Annotated in this window: 18 protein-coding genes and 1 pseudogene; 9 read left to right on the top strand and 10 right to left on the bottom strand. The window is 64.2% G+C overall.

Features of this window, described 5'->3' with window-relative positions; genetic code table 11:
* Nucleotides 1-60: 60 nt before the first annotated feature.
* Nucleotides 61-243: pseudogene (locus tag JVH1_RS43050) on the bottom strand (AMP-binding protein); the annotation flags it as partial.
* 178 nt (nt 244-421) lie between these two features.
* Here JVH1_RS43050 and JVH1_RS43045 point away from each other — a divergent pair.
* From JVH1_RS43045 to JVH1_RS43035, 3 genes are all read left to right on the top strand, one after another.
* The gene (locus JVH1_RS43045) at nt 422-1,189 is read left to right on the top strand and encodes an SDR family NAD(P)-dependent oxidoreductase (RefSeq protein ID WP_371113183.1); all 768 of its coding nucleotides are present in this window, start codon (nt 422-424) and stop codon (nt 1,187-1,189) included.
* 98 nt (nt 1,190-1,287) lie between these two features.
* Nucleotides 1,288-2,472, top strand: a complete 1,185-nt coding sequence (locus JVH1_RS43040) for a thiolase family protein (protein WP_009760480.1) — start codon at nt 1,288-1,290, stop codon at nt 2,470-2,472.
* Nucleotides 2,469-2,795, top strand: a complete 327-nt coding sequence (locus tag JVH1_RS43035; protein ID WP_009760479.1) for a DUF3263 domain-containing protein — start codon at nt 2,469-2,471, stop codon at nt 2,793-2,795. The genes JVH1_RS43040 and JVH1_RS43035 overlap by 4 nt, the downstream gene beginning before the upstream one ends.
* A gap of 39 nt (nt 2,796-2,834) precedes the next feature.
* Here the strand turns inward: JVH1_RS43035 and JVH1_RS43030 are convergent, their stop codons facing one another.
* The 4 genes from JVH1_RS43030 to JVH1_RS43015 all read right to left on the bottom strand — a co-directional run bounded on the left by JVH1_RS43030 (nt 2,835) and on the right by JVH1_RS43015 (nt 7,068).
* The gene (locus tag JVH1_RS43030) at nt 2,835-3,314 is read right to left on the bottom strand and encodes a hypothetical protein (protein WP_009760478.1); all 480 of its coding nucleotides are present in this window, start codon (nt 3,312-3,314) and stop codon (nt 2,835-2,837) included.
* A gap of 100 nt (nt 3,315-3,414) precedes the next feature.
* Entirely contained in the window at nt 3,415-4,878 is a 1,464-nt protein-coding gene (locus JVH1_RS43025; protein WP_009760477.1) for a pyruvate, phosphate dikinase, read from the bottom strand.
* Nucleotides 4,879-4,925: 47 nt separating this feature from the next.
* Nucleotides 4,926-5,570 (bottom strand): hypothetical protein, encoded by a 645-nt coding sequence (locus JVH1_RS43020; protein WP_009760476.1) that lies wholly within the window; start codon nt 5,568-5,570, stop codon nt 4,926-4,928.
* Nucleotides 5,571-5,919: 349 nt separating this feature from the next.
* Nucleotides 5,920-7,068, bottom strand: a complete 1,149-nt coding sequence (locus JVH1_RS43015) for a Gfo/Idh/MocA family protein (RefSeq protein WP_009760475.1) — start codon at nt 7,066-7,068, stop codon at nt 5,920-5,922.
* A gap of 204 nt (nt 7,069-7,272) precedes the next feature.
* Between JVH1_RS43015 and JVH1_RS43010 the strand changes: the two genes are divergently transcribed.
* The gene (locus tag JVH1_RS43010) at nt 7,273-7,857 is read left to right on the top strand and encodes a nuclear transport factor 2 family protein (RefSeq protein ID WP_237735186.1); all 585 of its coding nucleotides are present in this window, start codon (nt 7,273-7,275) and stop codon (nt 7,855-7,857) included.
* A gap of 31 nt (nt 7,858-7,888) precedes the next feature.
* Nucleotides 7,889-8,611, top strand: a complete 723-nt coding sequence (locus JVH1_RS43005; RefSeq protein ID WP_009760473.1) for a histidine phosphatase family protein — start codon at nt 7,889-7,891, stop codon at nt 8,609-8,611.
* Between the two features lie 17 nt (nt 8,612-8,628).
* On the opposite strand, the gene JVH1_RS43000 is transcribed toward JVH1_RS43005, so the two are convergent.
* The 5 genes from JVH1_RS43000 to JVH1_RS42980 all read right to left on the bottom strand — a co-directional run bounded on the left by JVH1_RS43000 (nt 8,629) and on the right by JVH1_RS42980 (nt 13,724).
* Entirely contained in the window at nt 8,629-9,186 is a 558-nt protein-coding gene (locus JVH1_RS43000; protein WP_009760472.1) for a MarR family winged helix-turn-helix transcriptional regulator, read from the bottom strand.
* 99 nt (nt 9,187-9,285) lie between these two features.
* Nucleotides 9,286-10,263 (bottom strand): nitronate monooxygenase family protein, encoded by a 978-nt coding sequence (locus JVH1_RS42995; RefSeq protein ID WP_009760471.1) that lies wholly within the window; start codon nt 10,261-10,263, stop codon nt 9,286-9,288.
* A 41-nt stretch (nt 10,264-10,304) separates the two neighbouring features.
* On the bottom strand, nt 10,305-11,174 hold the full coding sequence (locus JVH1_RS42990; protein WP_009760470.1) for a MaoC/PaaZ C-terminal domain-containing protein: 870 nt from the start codon (nt 11,172-11,174) through the stop codon (nt 10,305-10,307).
* Nucleotides 11,175-11,217: 43 nt separating this feature from the next.
* On the bottom strand, nt 11,218-12,405 hold the full coding sequence (locus JVH1_RS42985; RefSeq protein WP_009760469.1) for a CaiB/BaiF CoA-transferase family protein: 1,188 nt from the start codon (nt 12,403-12,405) through the stop codon (nt 11,218-11,220).
* Between the two features lie 89 nt (nt 12,406-12,494).
* Nucleotides 12,495-13,724, bottom strand: a complete 1,230-nt coding sequence (locus JVH1_RS42980) for an acetyl-CoA C-acetyltransferase (RefSeq protein WP_009760468.1) — start codon at nt 13,722-13,724, stop codon at nt 12,495-12,497.
* Between the two features lie 157 nt (nt 13,725-13,881).
* On the opposite strand from JVH1_RS42980, the gene JVH1_RS42975 reads away from it, so the two are divergent.
* Genes JVH1_RS42975 through JVH1_RS42960 form a run of 4 tightly spaced genes read left to right on the top strand, consistent with a single transcriptional unit; the run spans nt 13,882 to nt 17,649 of the window.
* Complete coding sequence (locus tag JVH1_RS42975; RefSeq protein WP_043779787.1) at nt 13,882-14,283, top strand: Zn-ribbon domain-containing OB-fold protein; 402 nt, start codon at nt 13,882-13,884, stop codon at nt 14,281-14,283.
* A complete protein-coding gene (locus tag JVH1_RS42970) occupies nt 14,280-15,485 on the top strand; it encodes a thiolase family protein (protein WP_009760466.1) in 1,206 nt (401 codons plus the stop codon). The genes JVH1_RS42975 and JVH1_RS42970 overlap by 4 nt, the downstream gene beginning before the upstream one ends.
* Entirely contained in the window at nt 15,485-16,642 is a 1,158-nt protein-coding gene (locus JVH1_RS42965; protein ID WP_009760465.1) for an acyl-CoA dehydrogenase family protein, read from the top strand. Before JVH1_RS42970 ends, JVH1_RS42965 begins: the two co-directional genes overlap by 1 nt.
* Nucleotides 16,642-17,649, top strand: a complete 1,008-nt coding sequence (locus JVH1_RS42960) for an acyl-CoA dehydrogenase family protein (protein WP_009760464.1) — start codon at nt 16,642-16,644, stop codon at nt 17,647-17,649. Before JVH1_RS42965 ends, JVH1_RS42960 begins: the two co-directional genes overlap by 1 nt.
* Nucleotides 17,650-17,666: the final 17 nt, after the last annotated feature.

Below are 17,666 nucleotides of genomic sequence, written 5' to 3'. Positions count from 1 at the left end.
ACGCGCGTCACACGCACCCAGGACTGCACAGAGCTCGTCGCCACCCAGGTGCCAGTTGACGGGGGCGATGTCGAATCCTGCGCGGGCAGTCGCCCAGATGACCTCGGCCCACCCGATCCTGTTCTCGGCGACGACTGCGATCGTGTCACCGGCGGACAGCCCCCGGCGTCTCAGCAGTACCGCAAGGGACATCGACCGCCGATCAAGCTCTCGATAACTGATCCGAGTACCGGAGCCAGCCATGATCATTGCAGAGCGCTCGGGATGCGATCGCGCGAAAGTTCCTGGATAGCCCACTTGCTGTGCTCCACTTCTCGGTACGCCACTTGACGGTCGACCCAACACCACTACTCTAGACTTAGATTATCGATCAAAAGTGTATTCTCGGCCGATCGGCCATACCTCGAGGACGGGACACCGCATGGACATCGAACACACCGCCGCACTGGTCACCGGAGCAGCCTCCGGGCTCGGCGCCGCCACCGCCAAGCGTCTCGCCGACGCCGGAGCCACCGTGTTCGGACTCGACCTGCAGCAGTCCATCGAGCGCGCCGGCGACAACGTCCCCGACGGCGTGACCCTCCTCGCCACCGACGTCACCAGCGGCGACGAGGTCCAGGCCGCCATCGACAAGATCGTCGAATCGGGTCTGCCGCTGCGCATCGTCGTCAACTGCGCCGGCGTCGGCTGGGCCGGCCGCATCCTGTCGAAGAAGGGCCCCCACGACCTCGAACTGTTCCGCACCGTCATCACCGTCAACCTCCTCGGCACGTTCAACGTCATGCGCCTCGCCGCCGACGCCATCGCCAAGACCGACACCGTCGACGAGTCCGGGCAGCGCGGCGTCATCATCAACACCGCATCCGTCGCCGCGTTCGAGGGCCAGATCGGCCAGATCGCGTACTCCGCGTCCAAGGGCGGCGTGCACGGCATGACCGTCCCCGCCGCCCGCGACCTCGCGCAGTTCGCCATCCGCGTCAACACCATCGCACCCGGCATCATCGACACCCCGATGCTCGCCGGCGTCACCGACGAATACCGCAAGGGCCTCGAAGCGGGCGTGCCGTTCCCCTCCCGCCTCGGTCAGCCCGCCGAATACGCACAGCTCGCCCAGATGATCGTCGAACACGACTACCTCAACGGTGAGACCATTCGTATGGACGGCGCTCTGCGCATGACGCCGCGGTAGGCGGCTTTTTTACTCAGCATGCCAGGCCAGGCCGCGCCACTACGTTGACGGCGCCCTGGCTGGTCATCAATCAGTTCATCCCCAGGAAGTTGAGAAACATGAAGGTCTCCGATTCGATCGTGGTGGTCGACGGCGCGAGGACCCCGATCGGCAGCTTCGGCGGCGCGTTCAAGGACGTGCCCGCCCACGAACTGGGTGCCACCGCCGTCAAGGCCGCACTGGGGCGTGCCGGGGTGCCGGGCGGCGACATCGACGAGGTGGTGATGGGCTGCATCGGTCAGGTCGGGCCGGACGCCTACAACGCCCGCCGCGTGGCCCTGGCCGCGGGACTTCCCGAGAAGACCCCCGCGTACACCGTCAACCGGCTGTGCGGGTCCGGGCTGCAGGCGGTGTGGTCGGCGGCGCAGCAGATGCGCTGGGGTGGGGTGGACTTCGCCCTCGCCGGCGGCAACGAGAGCATGTCGCGGATGCCGTTCTACGACTTCTCCGCCCGCTCGGGCTACAAGCTCGGTGACCGCACACTCGTGGACGGCACGGTCGCGATCCTGACCGACCCGTTCGGTGGCGTGCACATGGGCCGCACCGCCGAGGCCGTCGCCCGCAAGTACGACGTCAGCCGGCAGCAGCAGGACGAGTTCGCCGTCGAATCCCAGCGCCGCGCCGCCTCCGAGGCCGCCCGGGCCGCGTTCGCCGAGGAGATCACCCCGGTCGAGATCGGGGGCCGCCGCCCGAGGACGATCGAGGTCGACGAGCACCCCAAGCCCGACACCACCCTCGAGACCCTGGCGAAGCTGCGGCCGGCGTTCGAGGAGGGTGGCTCGGTGACCGCGGGCAACGCGTCCGGTATCAACGACGGCGCGGCGGCCCTGGTGCTGGCCACGGCGTCCGCGGCGCAGGAGAAGGGTCTGACCGGGCTGGTCACCCTGGAGGCCGTCGCGACCGCGGCGATGGACCCGGCCCTGATGGGGTACGCCCCCGTGCTGGCGCTGGCGAATCTGTTCGAGCAGACCGGCACCACCCCCGGCGACATCGACGTGATCGAGCTGAACGAGGCGTTCGCGTCGCAGGCGGTCGCGGTGATCCGGGACGCGAAGCTGAACCCGGAGAAGACCAACCCGTACGGCGGTGCCATCGCTCTGGGGCACCCGGTCGGGGCGACCGGGGCGATCCTGAGCCTGCGTCTGGCGAAGGACCTCGTGCGCCGCGACCTCGAACTCGGCATCGTCACCATGTGCATCGGCGGCGGCCAGGCCCTCGCGGCACTCTTCAAGCGAGCGGCATGAGCCGCACCTCACGCAAATCAGGGCGACGGGCCGTGCAGCAGTGGCTGCAGGTTCAAGCGATTACGTTGGACGATAGCGAATCGATCTCGCGCCACGACCGCGACATCGTACTGTTCGCGTTGAAGTGGTTGCCCTTCAGGGGGGCGAGCGCCGAGCACATCTGGCTCGAATTCGGAATGACGCCGGATCGCTACCTCGATCGCCTCGTCGAGTTTCTCAATAGCCCGAAAGCTGCTGCACTCCAACACGATTCTGCGCGGGAGTTACGACGGTTTGCGTCAGCGAGAGACCTGGAGCGTCGCATCCGCAACAAGAAGCATTGAACGGTAGTCACACTCCGGTTCAGCCGAGTTCCAAGCAGGCTAGCGGAAGGCGGCCGGCGGTTGCCTCACCACGTAGACTCCTGTCGCCGTGGCGACCAAGTCGGCAGCACCATCTACTCTGACCACCCCACTAGTGTGAAAGCGGCCGTCGAGGATCTCGTCGATTTGCGCTTCGAGCGTAAGCTCTTGGCGTGCATCGACCGATCGTTCGCAGTCGATCGAAAGATGTTCGGCATGAAGCAATTTCGCTACCAGAGCACCGAGAGTTCCCATCGACTCGTCCAAAATCGCGGAGATCAGGCCGAATGGGACCACACCGGAGCAACGCAATTTCGATGTTGCCGGTACGAAGGAGGTCCGCACGGTGAGGCCCGGGCCCGCGACGTAGCGGAGGCCCAGTCCGATCGGATTGTCGGCGCCGCATCCGAAGCAACCATCACCGTGATCGGCGTGCGCGCCAGGGGCGTCGAAGGAATCACCCGGCGACGAGGCTGTGGGCAGTTGAGGCAAACCGTGCATCCTCTCAGTCTAGATGCGGCTCTCCGCTCTGCACAGCAGGGTGGTTCCGCGTTCTCGCGCGGAACCACCCTGAACCGACTGAGCGGATGCACCTGCTCGATCAGTTGGCGGCCGCGAGGATCTTGTTGAGCGGGTTGTCATTTCCCGTTTCGCTGGCAGCGAGCCACTGTGTGACTACCTGCAGATCGGGGTGGGTGTCCTTCGACGGGACTTCAACTTCGAGAATTCCGTCGAGAATCTCGCCCGATGTGGCGTCGACCGTGACGTTCCGGCCTACCAGGTCCATGAGCGAGCCTTCACCGCAGCCGACGACGCAGGCCCTGTTGAATTCGCGGCTGACCACGGCGGCATGGGAGGTGGCGCCGCCGATCTCCGTGATGATTGCCTTGGCGGCGAGGATTCCATGGACGTCGTCCGGATCGGTTGTCGGGCGCGCGAGGATGACGTCGATTCCTTGCTCTGCCATCTCCTCCGCCTCGTCGGCGGTGCCGACAACGATGCCGGTGACGACCCCTGGACATGCGACTTCGCCGCGAGCGAGAACTGTGGCACCGATACGGGCGGTGGGCGAGAGATGTGGGCGGAGGAAGGCGCTCAGTTGGTCGGGACTGATCATCGACAGTGCCCCTTCCGGTGTGACGATACCTTCCTTCTCGAAGGTGACGGCATGGTGCACGGCCGCGCTCGCCGAGCGTTTCGCCGACCGCGTTTGCAGCAGCCACAGGTGCCCAGACTCGACGGTGAACTCGATGTCCTGCACGTCGCAGAACGTGCGCTCCAACAGCGACGCCGCATCCATCAATTGCCTGTGGACGTCCGGCATGTGTTCGGCGAGGTGGCCGAGGGACAGGGGTGTACAGCGGCCGGATACGACGTCCTCACCCTGCCCCTGGGGAAGCCATTCGCCCAGCGGTGCCGACTGAGCGGTGACGGGGTCACGCGTGAACAACACACCAGTTCCCGAACGGTCGTCCAAGTTTCCGAAGACCATAGCCTGAACCGTGACGGCGGTGCCCCCGTCGTCGGAGATGCCGTGGTGGCGGCGATACGCCACCGCTCTCGGGGAATGCCAGGAATCGAACACGGCCGCGACGGCGGCCTCGAGTTGGTCCCAGGGTTCCGGAGACGGGTCGCTCCCGACGACCTTGCGAAACTGCTCCCTGAAACGGCGGTGGGTGTCGGCGGCGTAGTGCGCATCGGCGGTCTCCTCACGGAGTGCCTTCTCGACGCTGTCGTTGATACCGAGGTTGAGAACGGTATCCATCATCCCAGGCATGCTGCGGGGCGCTCCGGAGCGAACGGAGACGAGCAATGGCTTGTGCGTCGCCCCGAAGGTGCGTCCGAGTGTGCTTTCGAGACACTCGATCCCGCTCCTCAGCTCCGCCAGTACGTCTTCGGCGAGGTTCCGATCAGAGGCGTAGTACCGAGTGCATTCGTCGGTTCCGAGTACGAACGCCGGCGGAACTGGGAGACCGAGGGTAAGCATCGAGTTGATGCTGAACGCCTTCCCCCCGATGAGCTCGCGCGTCGCATCCGGGCACTGCCCAAGGCGCAAGACGGTCATCTTTTGTCCTTCCTGACTAACTTTTGGGCCATATGTGATGGCGGGTTTCAGATTGCGCGGCCGGCCGCGGCTTCGGATGCGCGGTCCCTGCCGAGCAATCCGATCAGTTCTTCGTGCAGCTCGAACCACACGGTGTGGTAGCTGTCGGCGATCGGACGCGCAATGAAGGTGTGGTCACCGCTGCGAACCTGGTCAAGTGCGGTGTCGAAACGTGCGGTGTAATGAGCCAAGCGCTGATTGAGCTCCGCAAGTCGTCCCAGCCAGGGCCGGAAAGACTCGTGAAGCGTGGTCAGCCGGCTCACGATCTCCGAGTCGTAGTCGGCGTCGGTGTGATCGTTGGGGGTGTTCGCGTCCTTCATCTGCCAGTCGGTGATGAGGGCCTTCAAGTCGTTGTTGTAGGGGTCGAACTCCTCGTAGAGGCTTTCCAGGCGCGCCTGGTCGACCGACGCTCGTTCGGCGGCGGCCAGTTCCGCGAGCCGTTCCTTCCCGGAGGGTGACACCTTCACGTACTGCCCCGATCGGGTACAGCGTTCCGCGGCGACAGCATCCTCCACGAGTCGCTCGACCGTCGATTCGTCGATCCCGGTGGCGGACGCGAGCGCACTGGGCGTCGCGCGCCCTTTCAGGCGAAGCGTCTGCAGCAGGCTCAGTTCCTGCGACGTGTCTTCCTGGTTCGAAGTTCCGGTGCTCATCGATTCTGCCCTCGTGCTCGGTGTACATGGCTTACTCGACACATTAATTGTCGGTTCTTAGAGTAAAACCGATCGTACAGCACTGTGCAACAGATCACTACCGACGGGCGGCGGCATGTCCTGGCCATTGCCGTCGGTGTTAGGACCCGGATGGCACGACAAGGGAAGGGAGGAATGCACGATGCCGCATGACAGGTGCAGTCGAGATCGACGCCTCACAAGCACGCCTCAAGACCGATACGGCCCGGGCGCCCGGCCAAAAGCCCGACCACCACCATCGACATGAGGTGGCGTGCAACCTGTGTTTATGGCCGTCGAGCCGCATCAGGGCAGCCGGGCCGTTCCTCGGCTATCGGCCGACTTCGTCGACCTGGACACGGGTGCCGACAGAATTCACACCGAGTGTTTTCACCTGGATCCGGTCGAGCAGGCGATGGCGACGAACCGCATGCTCGAAGGTGGGTGCGACGGCAGTTCCGGTCAGCAAGTCGTCGCGGATCTGGGCGTATGCATTTGCAACGTTGTACGCCCGGGGCGCGTCGCCGAATTGATCGCTCGGCACCAGTTCGTAGCGCCGAGGCGGGGTCATCGCGGCCAAGGGTTCACCCGAACGGGATCCGCGCAACTCCACGTCGGCCAGCTGCAGATGCCCCGAGTTTCCGGTCAGCACGAGGTCCCCGGCGGTGCCGTTGATCTCCCAGAGCAAGTTCGTGCCCGCCGACATTCCGCCGCGGAAGTGCACGGAAGCGACAGCACCGCTTTCCAGGGCACCAGTGACCACAATCTGGTCCTCCGCAGTCATCGGCAACGTTGTTCCGGAATCGCCGTTGGTGACCTGCGGCCGGCGTATCGCTGTCGTGACCGCAAGATCCGCGAACTCCCCCAACACCAAGGTGAGCGCATCGACGGTGTGACCGAACGGGATGGTCAGCATTGTCGCGCCGTTGCCACGGTCGAGGGTGTACGCGTTTCGGGCATCGACGCTTGCCCCCCAACTGCCCCCCGATCCTATAACGCTGGTCGACAGAACCTCTCCGACGAACCCGTCTGCGACCAGATCACGCATGTACCGGATCATCGGGGCGGATCGCGCTTGGAGACCGACGAAGCCCGGCAGTCCACGACTGCATGCTGCGTCCGCGAGTTGCTCGGTTTCCCCGAGCCCATTGCCCAGAGGCCATTCGCAGAGGACCGCCTTGCCGGCGTCGAGGGCCGCCATGACGAGGTCGCGATGCTCGGGAACCTTCACGGTGACAACGATGAGGTCGACTTCCTCGCACTCCGCAAGCTCGTGTACGTCGTCGAACACGTGAGCGACCCCGAACTTGTCGCCTGCTGCCTTCGCCGTGGCGGCACTGCTGGAAGCCAGACCGCGCAGCTCGTAACCAGGGAGCCGCGAAATCGCAGGTACGTGCGCGCTGGCGGCCCACCCTCCGGACGCGCTGAGTCCCACGATGCCGACTCCGAGCGAACCGCGATCACTGACAGGGAACCCCATACCGACATCCACTCCTCTTCGAGACAGTCTTTTCGTTGGCGTGATGCCGCCTCCCTGCCCCGGAGCTAGCGCACTTCGTCCGCCAGGTACCTCTCGATGGAGACGCAGCACCGCCGCACCCCATACTATCTATCTGTTGATTATTGATTGCAAGAGTGATTGGCTGTCAGCGACGTACCGATGACGAGCAGTTTGGAGACATCGTTGACCGACCTCACATCCACAGTGGAACTTCTCGCGGCCGAACGTGACATCGACCGGGCGTTGAAGATGTACTGCCGTGGCATCGACCGGCGCGACGGAGAGCTCGTGCGCTCCGTCTATCACGACGACGCGATCGACGACCACGGCGGTGCATTCCTCGGTGGACCCGACGCATACGTGGAGTGGGTGATGGACCATCTCCTCCACTTCGTCAGCTCGATGCATACCCTGCACAACAGTGCGATCGACGTCGATGGAGACGTCGCCCGCGTCGAAAGTTACTGCGTAGCACACCACGTGCGCCGCGCCGAAGGCGAAGAGTTGACCATGGATGTCTTCGGGTGTCGCTACATCGACCGGTTCGAGAACCGGCCGGAGGCCGGATGGAGGATCGCGCACCGCATCGTCGTTCGCGAGTGGCGTCTCCGTCAGCCGATGCTCCCGGAGGCCGAGCAGCCACGCGGCTTCGCTCGGTCACGGCGCGATCGCACCGACCTCAGCTACATGGATCGGCTTCCCACACGAGGAGACGATTCCGTCGCGGGAACGCTCTTACCCTGGTGGCTACCGTCCGACCTTGCCTGAGACTACTGCCGCCCGAGGAGTTGATCCGTTCATGAATGAAACCGAACATCCGACCCCCTCACCCGACTCCGCGCCGTCGACGCGCGATCGGATACATCGAGCACTGCTCATCGAGGGGCCGCGCACGGAGGTGGTCCTCGTGCGGCATGCCCAACAGACTTCACCTCCCAGGAGCGCGCCTCGCGCAGCGCATTTGGATCCTCCACTCTCCGATCTCGGCCGAACCCAGGCAGATGCGGTCGCGGCGCACCTCGCGCTCGAGCCGTTTGCCGCCATCTATTGCAGCGACCTCGAGCGAGCGCATGAGACTGCCAGACGAGTTGCGCAAGTCCAGTCGCAATCCTCCGACCCTGTTGTAGTCGAGGGGTTACGAGAAATCGATGTGTTCGGTTTCGGTGACGAGTCGCGCGCAGATCCGACCCCCGAACAGCTCGCAGCCGCGAGCGACGAATTCCTCCGGACACGACGCTGGGAGGTATTTCCTCACAGCGAACGCAGCAACGACTTCCGCGCACGGGTATACTGCGAGATCGAAAAACTGGCATTTCGCCATGCCGGAGAGCGATTCGCCGTCGTCGCCCACGGCGGTGTGATCAGCGCGTTCTTGGCGTCGATCTTCGAGATTCGCGAAGACATGTTCTTCTACTCAGCCCATACCGCAGTCACCCGCGTATTCCACGGTGACGAACGGTGGGCAATGCACACCGTCAACGAGCTCGGCCACCTGCGGCCCGGCGACCTCGTAACCTATTAGACGGTTCGGTGACGGTCTCAATGGGACCGGTCGAGGTCGCCGGCCGTCCGGCGTACCGGAGCCAGTAGTTCGACGAGGAACCGGGCCGTGTCAGGATCCAGACCCGGCATACCGAAACCGCAGCGACCAAGCATGTCTGTCGCCGAATCGACGACCGCCTTGCCTTGCTCGGTAATGGTGACGCACGTGGCTCGCCGATCGCGAGGATGTGCGTGCCGGTAGAGCAATCCACGCGCTTCCAGGCGGTCGGTAGCAATGGTCACCGTGGTCGCATGCACGAGCAGGTGCCACGCCACACGGCTCAGCAACCTGGTCCCCTCGTCGCTCATCTGTAGCGTCTTGAGCATCAGAAAATCCGTCAGATTCATCGCGAAATGCTCTTTCAACTCATGCTCGAGAACCGACGTCATGTGTTGCTGAAGACGCATGAGTGACCGCATCGCCATGAACATGGTTGTGGTCGCACCTTCGCGATGCTCCCGCGCGAAGGTCAACCAGTCGACGGACTCTGGCTGCGGGGGAGCACCCAGCGTCAGAGCCTCCGCTGCCACATCGGGGTTGTGGTCCGCAGCCATTGCCGCCTCCTGATCACGATCCGTTCCGGACCACTCGAGCCAACCAGCAAATGCGCCAGCGAAACGCGATCGCGGACACGTCGATCAACCATCCCGGTGCTAGTTCGTCATCGAACGGAGACGGTGCTCGAGCACCTCGCCGGCGTCTGAGATGATCCGGTCTACTACGTCCGCGCACGATGCAACCTCGTGGATAAGCCCCTGCGCCTGACCTGCCCACCACATGCCGTCGTCGACGAGGCCGTTCTCGAGAACCTGCGATCGCCCCCGCTTACCCGAGGCAAGGTGTGCGACGTCCTCAAATGACGCCCCGGGCCTCCGCGAGATCTCCGCGATCTGCTCGGAGATCTCATTCCGCGCGACACGAGCAGTGTTCCTGAACTCGCGGAACACCACGACGGTGGATCGTTCGTCGTTGGCGACGATCTGTTGCTTAACATTCTCGTGCACGGGTGCCTCGTCGGTGGCGACGAACCGGGTGCCCATGTTGATGGCGGAGGCCCCCAGCGCAAGTGCTGCAATCAGACCGGCACCGGTAGCGAACCCGCCGCTGGCAACAATCGGAATGGAGAGGGCACGGGCTGCCGCTGGTATCAAAATCAGACCGGGGATGTCGTCGTCACCGGGATGGCCGGCGCATTCGAAGCCGTCGATACTGACGGCGTCGACACCCAAGGCTTGTGCCTTCACAGCGTGCCGCACCGCGACCGCCTTGTGGATGACCTTCACGCCGGCCGATTTGAAGGCGGGCAGGTGCGGCGCCGGGTTGCTGCCTGCGGTCTCGACGATCTTGATACCGCTGTCGATGATCACGTCGCGGTACTCGTCATACGGGACAGGGTCGATGGTCGGCAGAATTGTCAGATTGACTCCGAAGGGCCGGTCGGTCATCTCCCGGCAGCGTGCGATTTCCTTCGCCAGGTCTTCCGGTGTGGGTTGCGTCAGCGCCGTGAGAAAGCCGAGCGCTCCCGCATTCGCGACGGCCGAGATCAATTCCGCTGTACCGACAGCGGTCATACCACCGCAGACGATCGGGTGTTCGATACCGAAGGTGGTGGTGAAGTCGGTGGTGAACATGCACATCCTCAATACTCGGGCTCAGGGATCAGGATCGGCGGTCAGCCGGTGTACTCGGCGCGACCGTCGTCGAGGACGACGCGCTGGTTGGTCCCGTCCGGTCCGGCAGCCTCGGTACGGAACACCGCGAGACCGGGGTCCGTCGTCCACATCGAGGTTGTCAGTGTCTCGCCGGGAAAGACCGGAGACGTGAACCTGGCACCAATTGCGGTGATGCTCTGCGCTTTACCGTTACCCAACGCGGTGACGAGGGCACGTCCCGCGACACCGTAGGTGCACAGTCCGTGCAGAATGGGCCGAGGAAAGCCCGCCTTCTCCGTCGCGAACCAGGGGTCGCTGTGCAGAGGGTTCCGATCTCCGGACAACCGGTACAGCAGGGCCTGGTCTTCGCGGGTGGGCAGGCTGATTCGTGCGTCCGGAGCGCGGTCGGGGATCACGAGGGCGTCGGCGCGAGTTCCCGGCTCCCCGCCGAACCCGCCGGCGCCGCGGATGATCAGCGTGGTCCGGGTTTCCACCACGGCGATACCTGTCTCCGGATCGGTCCCCCGGGCGAGCAGAACGACGACGGCGTTCTTCCCTTCGCCCTTGTCCTGGATGTCGGCAACTTCGGATACCACCTCGAGGCTACCGGCCGCAGGCAGGGGCGCAAACAATCTGATCTCCTGAGATCCATGAAGGAGCCTGCCCCAGTTGATCTTCCCTACCCTCGACAGTGCACCGAACCCGGCACACGCGATGACGGCGTAGGTGGGAAGAACCTGCTGCGCGACACCGCTGCTGTTCTCTGTGGTGAATGACAGATCGTCCGTCCCTGCTCCGACACCGAGGGCATAGAGAAGGGTGTCCCGGTCGGTCCAGGTGAACAGTTTCGGCTCAGTGACCGCACCGATGGCTGCGGGGTTGATCGACATCGTTTGCTTCCTGTCTGTCTCGTACGCAGGGCGCACGGGGGTATCAGTTCGTCGCCGGCTTGTACGTGTTCCCGGCGATGCCGCGGGCGATCAGCTCCTGACCGCCCTCCAGCCCCCAGTCCGTCAACACCTCGAGCGTGTGTTCGCCCAACCTGGCAGGCCGACGCTGTACGGCGCCTGGGGTTCGGTCGAATCGTGGTGCAGGTGCCGGTTGCCGTACACCGGCGATGTCCACGAAGGTCTGGCGTTCGCGCAGGTGTGGGTGCTCTGCAGCCTCGCCGAGAGTGAGCACCGGGGCGACGCAGGCGTCGGTGCACTCGAAGACGGCAGTCCACTCGGTCTGGGTCTTGCTGCGGAAACGTTCTGCGATGTGCTTTCGCAATTCAGGCCAACCGTCGCTTTTCGGACGTCGGGCGAATTGTTCGGGGAGACCGAGAAGCGTGACGAACTGGCCGTAGAACTTCGACTCGAGTGCGCCGACAGTCATCCATCGACCGTCGGATGTCTCGTACACGTCGTACCAGGGGCGGCCGGTGTCGAGGAGGTTCACGCCACGCTCGTCCTTCCAGCTCCCCGCATGGAGCATGCCGTGCAGCATCGTCGTGAGTGAGGCGGCACCGTCGACAATGGCAGCGTCGACGACCTGACCGCGACCGGAACTTCGCGATTCCCAGAGCGCGGCGAGCACGCCCATGACGAGATAGGTCGATCCGGCTCCGAAATCGCCGAGCATGTTGACGGGCACCGCGGGCGGCTCGCCAGCTCGGCCGATCGCATGCAGTGCACCGGTCAGTGCCACGTAGTTGATGTCGTGACCCGCCATCTGCGCCCAGGGCCCGGATTGTCCCCACCCCGTCATCCGTCCGTAGACGATGCGGGGGTTGCGGGCAAGGCAGGTGTCGGGCCCGACACCGAGGCGTTCGGCGACCCCCGGCCGATATCCTTCGATGAGGACGTCGGCCTGCTCGACCAGTTGCAGCAGGACCGTGACGGACTCGTCCCGGCGAAGATCGAGGACAACCGAGCGCCTGCCTCGTTGGAGCACGTCGGTCGCCCCGAGACCGCTCTCGGGACCGGGTCGATCTACTCGCACGACGTCGGCGCCCATGTCGGACAGCAGCATCGCCGCGAACGGTCCGGGGCCGATTCCCCCGAGCTCCAGAACTTTCAGTCCTGTCAGCGGTCCGCTGGAGGGCGTGCCAACTTCCGGGATATGGGCTTGGTCAGGCACTCGCGATCAACTCCGTGGGTCAGTTTTGGCCGTATCATCGATATTCTCTCACAAGATTATCTAATAATAGAGCTTCTGGTCAACGGGTGTCAGAGACGCTCGATGATCGTCGCCGTGGCCATGCCACCCCCGGTGCACATGGTGACGAGCGCGGTGGCGAGGTCGCGGCGTTCCAGTTCGTCGAGGACGGTCTGGAAGAGCATCGGGCCGGTGCCTCCGATCGGATGTCCCAAGGCAATCGCTCCGCCGTTGACATTGACGCGGTCCGGGTCGATTTTCAAGTCGCGCATCACTTTCAGCGGCACCGCGGCGAAGGCTTCGTTGATCTCCCACAGATCGATGTCCTGGACGGACATCCCCGCCTGTTCGAGACAGCGCTCGGACGCCGGGCCCGGGGCGGTCAACATGATGACCGGATCAGCGGCGGCCACCGCCGCCGACCGGATCGACGCCCGCGCCGTCAGACCGTGAGCCTTCGCGTAATCGGGAGACGACAACAGCAGGGCACCTGCACCGTCGACGACGCCCGACGAATTGCCCGCATGGTGCACATGGTTGACCGCATCGATCTCCGGGTACGAATTGATGCACATCTGATCGAAGGAGATACCTTCCGGTTCACGCACTTTGGACCCGCTGCGCGCGAACGACGGTTCCAGCGCGGTCAGCGATTCCATCGTGGTCTGTGGCCGAGGGTGCTCGTCGGCGTCGAGAACGACCCGGCCGGCCCCGTCACGAACCGGAACCACGCTACCCGCGAACCGCCCGTCGGCGATCGCCGACGCAGCCTTCTGCTGACTCTGCAGCGCGAACTGGTCAACGTCCGCGCGGGAAAAACCCTCCACCGAAGCGATCAAGTCGGCGGAGATTCCCTGGGGAACCAAGGCGTGCTTCTGCAGGATCGCCGCGTTCCCGCCGTCGAGGCGACCACTGGTCCGTCGTGGCTGATACCGCGACATCGACTCCACTCCGCCTGCGACGACAAGCTTCTGCCATCCCGCGGCGATACCCGCGGCGCCGAACATCACCGCCTGCTGCCCCGAACCACAGAATCTGTTGAGCGTTACCCCCGGCACCGTGACCGGCCAACCGGCCGCGAGCACCGCCAACCGGCCGATGTCGTCACCGTGGTCGTCGCGCTGGTCGCCGTTCCCGACGATGACGTCATCGACGTCGGCGGCTGCGATTCCGGTGCGCTCGGACAGAGCGGACAGGAGTTGCGCAACCAACTCCTGAGGGTGCACGTCGTGCAGTGCACCGCTCGGCTTGCCCTTGCCCCGCGGAGTTCGAACGCCGTCGAGTATCCATGCCTGAGTCATCTTTGTCGTGTCCTTGCTGCGAGTGACGTGTGATTCGGCAACCCATCGGTCCGCATGGTTGCTTGCCACGAAACTCTACTCATATACTATTTTCGTGTCGAGCTTTTGTGTGATGGCTCGGCCCCTACCGCTCAATACGCAGATCGGACAGATCATCATGCCGGGACAGATCCCGGTCGTCGACTACCTGGTGCTCGGCGACCCTCCCCATCTCCAGGCGCGGATGTGCGCGCAATGCGACGCGCTCTTCTTCGATCGCCGCAACGCCTGTGCTCATTGTGGTCAGCGCGACTTCACCATGAAGGCCCTCGCAAGCACCGGACAGCTCCGCGGCTACACCCAGGTCCACCGGGCAGCACCCTCGATTCCGGTGCCCTACATCTCCGCCATCGTCGAACTCGACGGTGGTGGCGTCGTCAAGGCAAACCTTCTCGACGCCGAACTGGACGACATCACTCCCGGTCTCGCCGTCACCATGACGACCTTCGTGGCCGGCGTCGACGACGACGGAACCGAGGCGATCGCATTCGGTTTCACGCCCGCGAAGGAGCACAAGTGAGTAGCGGCGACATCTGGATCATCGGTGCGTCCATGACGCCGTTCGGCCGTCACGACGACAAGGATCTCATCGACATCGCTGCCGAGTCAGCGCTCGCCGCGCTCGCCGATGCCGACGTTTCGATCAACGACATCAACATCCTCACCATGGGGAACGTTTACGAAGCGAACTCCCACAACGGACAGCGGCTACAGAAGCAGATCGGTCAGACGGGCATTCCGGTCTACAACGTCGTGAACGCCTGCGCGACCGGTGCTACCGCCCTTCGCGTCGCACTGTTGTCGATCAAGGCCGGTGAATCGGATATAGGCCTGGCTGTGGGCGTCGAAAAGATGGGTAAGGGAGGCCTGATCGGCGGTGCCGCCAAGAAGCGCGACGCCAAGAAGATTTACAGCCCCAGCGGCCGCTACGGCTCGGTACTCAAGACCGAGGGAATCCTGGGCACTGGAATCATGCCCGGCGTCTTCGCTCAGGCCGGAACCGAATACGCCCTTGCGCACGGGGTGACTGCAACCCATTTCGCCAAGGTCGCCCAGAAGAATCATGCCCATTCCGTGCTCAATCCGCTGGCGCACTATCGTAAAGAGTTCAGCCTCGACGACATCCTGAACGCCGATGTCATCGCCTTCCCCAACACTTTGCCGATGTGCTGCCCCAACACCGACGGCGCGGCCAGCGTGGTCGTGGTCTCCGATGCGAGACTGAAGACCATGGATCCCGATATCCGCAGGCGAGCCGTCAAGATCTCGGCGTCGGTACTGACCTCCGACCCATGGGTGGAAGGCTGTCAGGTGCAGCCCGACGTCAGCACACTCACCCGAAACGCGGCCGCCGCAGCCTATGAACAGGCCGGAGTCGGCCCCGCCGACCTCGACCTCGTCGAACTCCATGACTGCTTCGCGACCGCCGAACTGATCCACTACGACAACCTAGGCCTGTGCGAACCGGGCGGTGCCGGCGACTTCCTGGATTCCGGTGCGCCCTGGCGCGACGGAAAGACCCCGGTCAATGTGTCAGGGGGCCTGCTGTCGAAGGGACACCCCCTCGGCGCTACCGGTATCGCGAATATCTACGAGATCGCGACACATCTTCGCGGTGAGGCAGGAGACCGCCAGATCCCCGGCGCTAAGGTCGGGCTCACGCACGTCATCGGACTCGCATCGGCATGTGCCGTTCACATCCTCGAGGCAGGTGTGCACTAATGACCACGATCCAGCCGGCACTTCGCAGCGACATGTCGATCGACGAGTTGCGGACGGCCTTTCGCCGCTGGCTCACAGACCGGGCTGACTCGTTGGAGCAGTTCCGCGCACTTCCGACGGACGTCGAGGGCATCTTCTCGACTCTCTCGAAGATGCAGCGTGAGCTCTACGAGGCCGGCTGGATCCGATTGGGCTGGCCCGAGGAGCTCGGCGGCCTGGGTGGCGTGACGGCGTTGCGTGCGGTCGTCAGCGAGGAACTGGCCGGGGCCGGTTATCCCCCACCATTCTCGTTCGCAACCCAGGAAGTGCTGGGACCCGCCATCGCTCGTTACGCCCGATCTGAACTCGCAACCGAGGTTCTTCCCCGCCTGCTGCGCGGCGAGGAAAGTTGGTGCCAGGGCTTTTCCGAGCCGGGCGCCGGGAGCGACCTCGCCTCACTGCGCACGAAGGCCGTCGACGCCGGCGACCACTGGGTTGTCAACGGCGAAAAGATCTGGACCAGTTGGGCACAATTCGCCGATCGTTGCATCGTCCTGACTCGCACCGGGGCGGCCGACTCCGCTCATCGGGGGATCACGGCTCTTTTCGTCGACATGGACACACCGGGCATCACCGTGAGTCCGCTGGTCGCTATCACCGGCGAGGCAGACTTCTCCAGTCTCCACTTCGACAACGTGCAGGTGCCGAAGGCCCGCACCCTCGGCGACGTCGGCAGCGGCTGGGCCATCGCGATGTTCATCCTCAGCTGTGAGCGAGGTGCCGCCGCATGGCAACGGCAAGCATGGATGCGGTGGCGCCTGGACCGGCTCGTTGCGGACGCCGCGGAGCTCACCGATGCCCGTGCCGGTGAAGCTTTCGAACTCATCACGGCGCTGCGCCTGCTCTCTCGACGCACGCTGCGCTCGCTTTCCGCGGGTCGAGATCTCGGTGTACTTCCCTCGTTCGACAAGTACCTGATGTCGACCGCCGAGAAATTCTTGTTCGACACGGCGCTGCAAGCGATGCCGGAGACCCTTCTCCTTCACAACGATCGTGAGTCGAAAGACTGGCGCACCGACTACCTGTACTCACGAGCTTCCTCAATATATGGCGGCGCGAAGGAAATTCAGCGCAACGTCATCGCCGAGCGGATCCTCGGCCTTCCCCGGGAGAAATGATGGACACAGACGAAAAAGATCTGTTTCGCACCAGCCTGGAGAACGTGACCGCGTCGGCAAGTCCCGACGCATGGCCGACCGCTGTCGCGGACTTCGGCTGGCACGAACTGCTCGAGGAAGATGCGGAAACCGCCGTCAGCATCTTGTCGGACCTCCAAGGCAGATTCCTGCCCCACACATCCTTCGTCGATGATGTGGCACTGGCAGCGGCGAGCCGAACCGACTGGAGCCGTCACCCCGATGCACCGGTCGCGCGCATAGTCTTTCCCAGACTTGGAACGGCCGGGATCGGGAGCATCGTCCAGGACGGACCCGCGACAGATTCGGGTGACTGCACCGTCGCGGTGGCAGGAGTCGTTTCGCTGGACCCACGTGAGACCACGTCCCTGCTCGTTCCCGCACTCGACAGGGATCTCCTCGTCATCGTGATGGTTCCCTTCCGAGATGAAGACCTGACTCTCGAGCCTGCGGGGATCGAGCCGGAATCAGGGTGGACCCGCGTCACAGGCACCGTGGTGGCCAAGACCGTCGCAACTGGAGCGGAAGCCGCCAGCCTCTGGCAGGACATGCGCGGCGCAGCATACCGGGCCCTGGCGTACGAAATGAACTCGATCGGACGGGAGATGCTCGCGGCCACCGTCGAGCATGTGTCCTCACGAAAACAGTTTGGTCGCCAACTCGGCAGCTTCCAGGCCGTCAAGCATGCGCTCGCCGATACCCGAGTGTGGCAAGAATGCGCCGAGCTCGCATCCGACGCCGCGTGGGAGAGCAACACCCCTCAAGCAGCCATCCTTGCGAAAACACTCTCCGGCCGCTTCTTCCGCAGTGCCGCAGAAAACTGCCAACAATTGTTGGGAGGCATGGGATTTACCTGGGAGCACAGCTTTCACAGGTACCTTCGCCGCGGCCTGATTCTGGAACAACTGCTCGGCACCTCCGCCGAGCTTCGCGCCGAACTCGGCGCGACCGTCAAGAGCGGTGACATGCCCGTGCTCGCCCCACTGTGATCATGCAGGACGCGGGC

This window comes from Rhodococcus sp. JVH1, from assembly GCF_000280725.2.
Classification (GTDB): domain Bacteria; phylum Actinomycetota; class Actinomycetes; order Mycobacteriales; family Mycobacteriaceae; genus Rhodococcus_F; species Rhodococcus_F jostii_A.
The sequence above is the reverse complement of the archived record's forward strand: the minus strand, read 5'-3'. Positions and strand labels throughout refer to the sequence as shown.

Excerpts from the sequence above, each read along its gene's own strand:
- JVH1_RS42980 (WP_009760468.1), bottom strand. The coding sequence starts at position 13,724 with ATGACTCAGGCATGGATACTCGACGGCGTTCGAACTCCGCGGGGCAAG.
- JVH1_RS43025 (WP_009760477.1), bottom strand. The coding sequence starts at position 4,878 with ATGACCGTCTTGCGCCTTGGGCAGTGCCCGGATGCGACGCGCGAGCTC.
- JVH1_RS43035 (WP_009760479.1), top strand. The coding sequence starts at position 2,469 with ATGAGCCGCACCTCACGCAAATCAGGGCGACGGGCCGTGCAGCAGTGG.
- JVH1_RS43005 (WP_009760473.1), top strand. The coding sequence starts at position 7,889 with ATGAATGAAACCGAACATCCGACCCCCTCACCCGACTCCGCGCCGTCG.
- JVH1_RS43045 (WP_371113183.1), top strand. The coding sequence starts at position 422 with ATGGACATCGAACACACCGCCGCACTGGTCACCGGAGCAGCCTCCGGG.
- JVH1_RS42995 (WP_009760471.1), bottom strand. The coding sequence starts at position 10,263 with ATGTTCACCACCGACTTCACCACCACCTTCGGTATCGAACACCCGATC.
- JVH1_RS42965 (WP_009760465.1), top strand. The coding sequence starts at position 15,485 with ATGACCACGATCCAGCCGGCACTTCGCAGCGACATGTCGATCGACGAG.
- JVH1_RS43000 (WP_009760472.1), bottom strand. The coding sequence starts at position 9,186 with ATGGCTGCGGACCACAACCCCGATGTGGCAGCGGAGGCTCTGACGCTG.
- JVH1_RS43030 (WP_009760478.1), bottom strand. The coding sequence starts at position 3,314 with ATGCACGGTTTGCCTCAACTGCCCACAGCCTCGTCGCCGGGTGATTCC.
- JVH1_RS43040 (WP_009760480.1), top strand. The coding sequence starts at position 1,288 with ATGAAGGTCTCCGATTCGATCGTGGTGGTCGACGGCGCGAGGACCCCG.
- JVH1_RS42990 (WP_009760470.1), bottom strand. The coding sequence starts at position 11,174 with ATGTCGATCAACCCCGCAGCCATCGGTGCGGTCACTGAGCCGAAACTG.
- JVH1_RS42960 (WP_009760464.1), top strand. The coding sequence starts at position 16,642 with ATGGACACAGACGAAAAAGATCTGTTTCGCACCAGCCTGGAGAACGTG.
- JVH1_RS43015 (WP_009760475.1), bottom strand. The coding sequence starts at position 7,068 with ATGGGGTTCCCTGTCAGTGATCGCGGTTCGCTCGGAGTCGGCATCGTG.
- JVH1_RS42975 (WP_043779787.1), top strand. The coding sequence starts at position 13,882 with ATGCCGGGACAGATCCCGGTCGTCGACTACCTGGTGCTCGGCGACCCT.
- JVH1_RS43020 (WP_009760476.1), bottom strand. The coding sequence starts at position 5,570 with ATGAGCACCGGAACTTCGAACCAGGAAGACACGTCGCAGGAACTGAGC.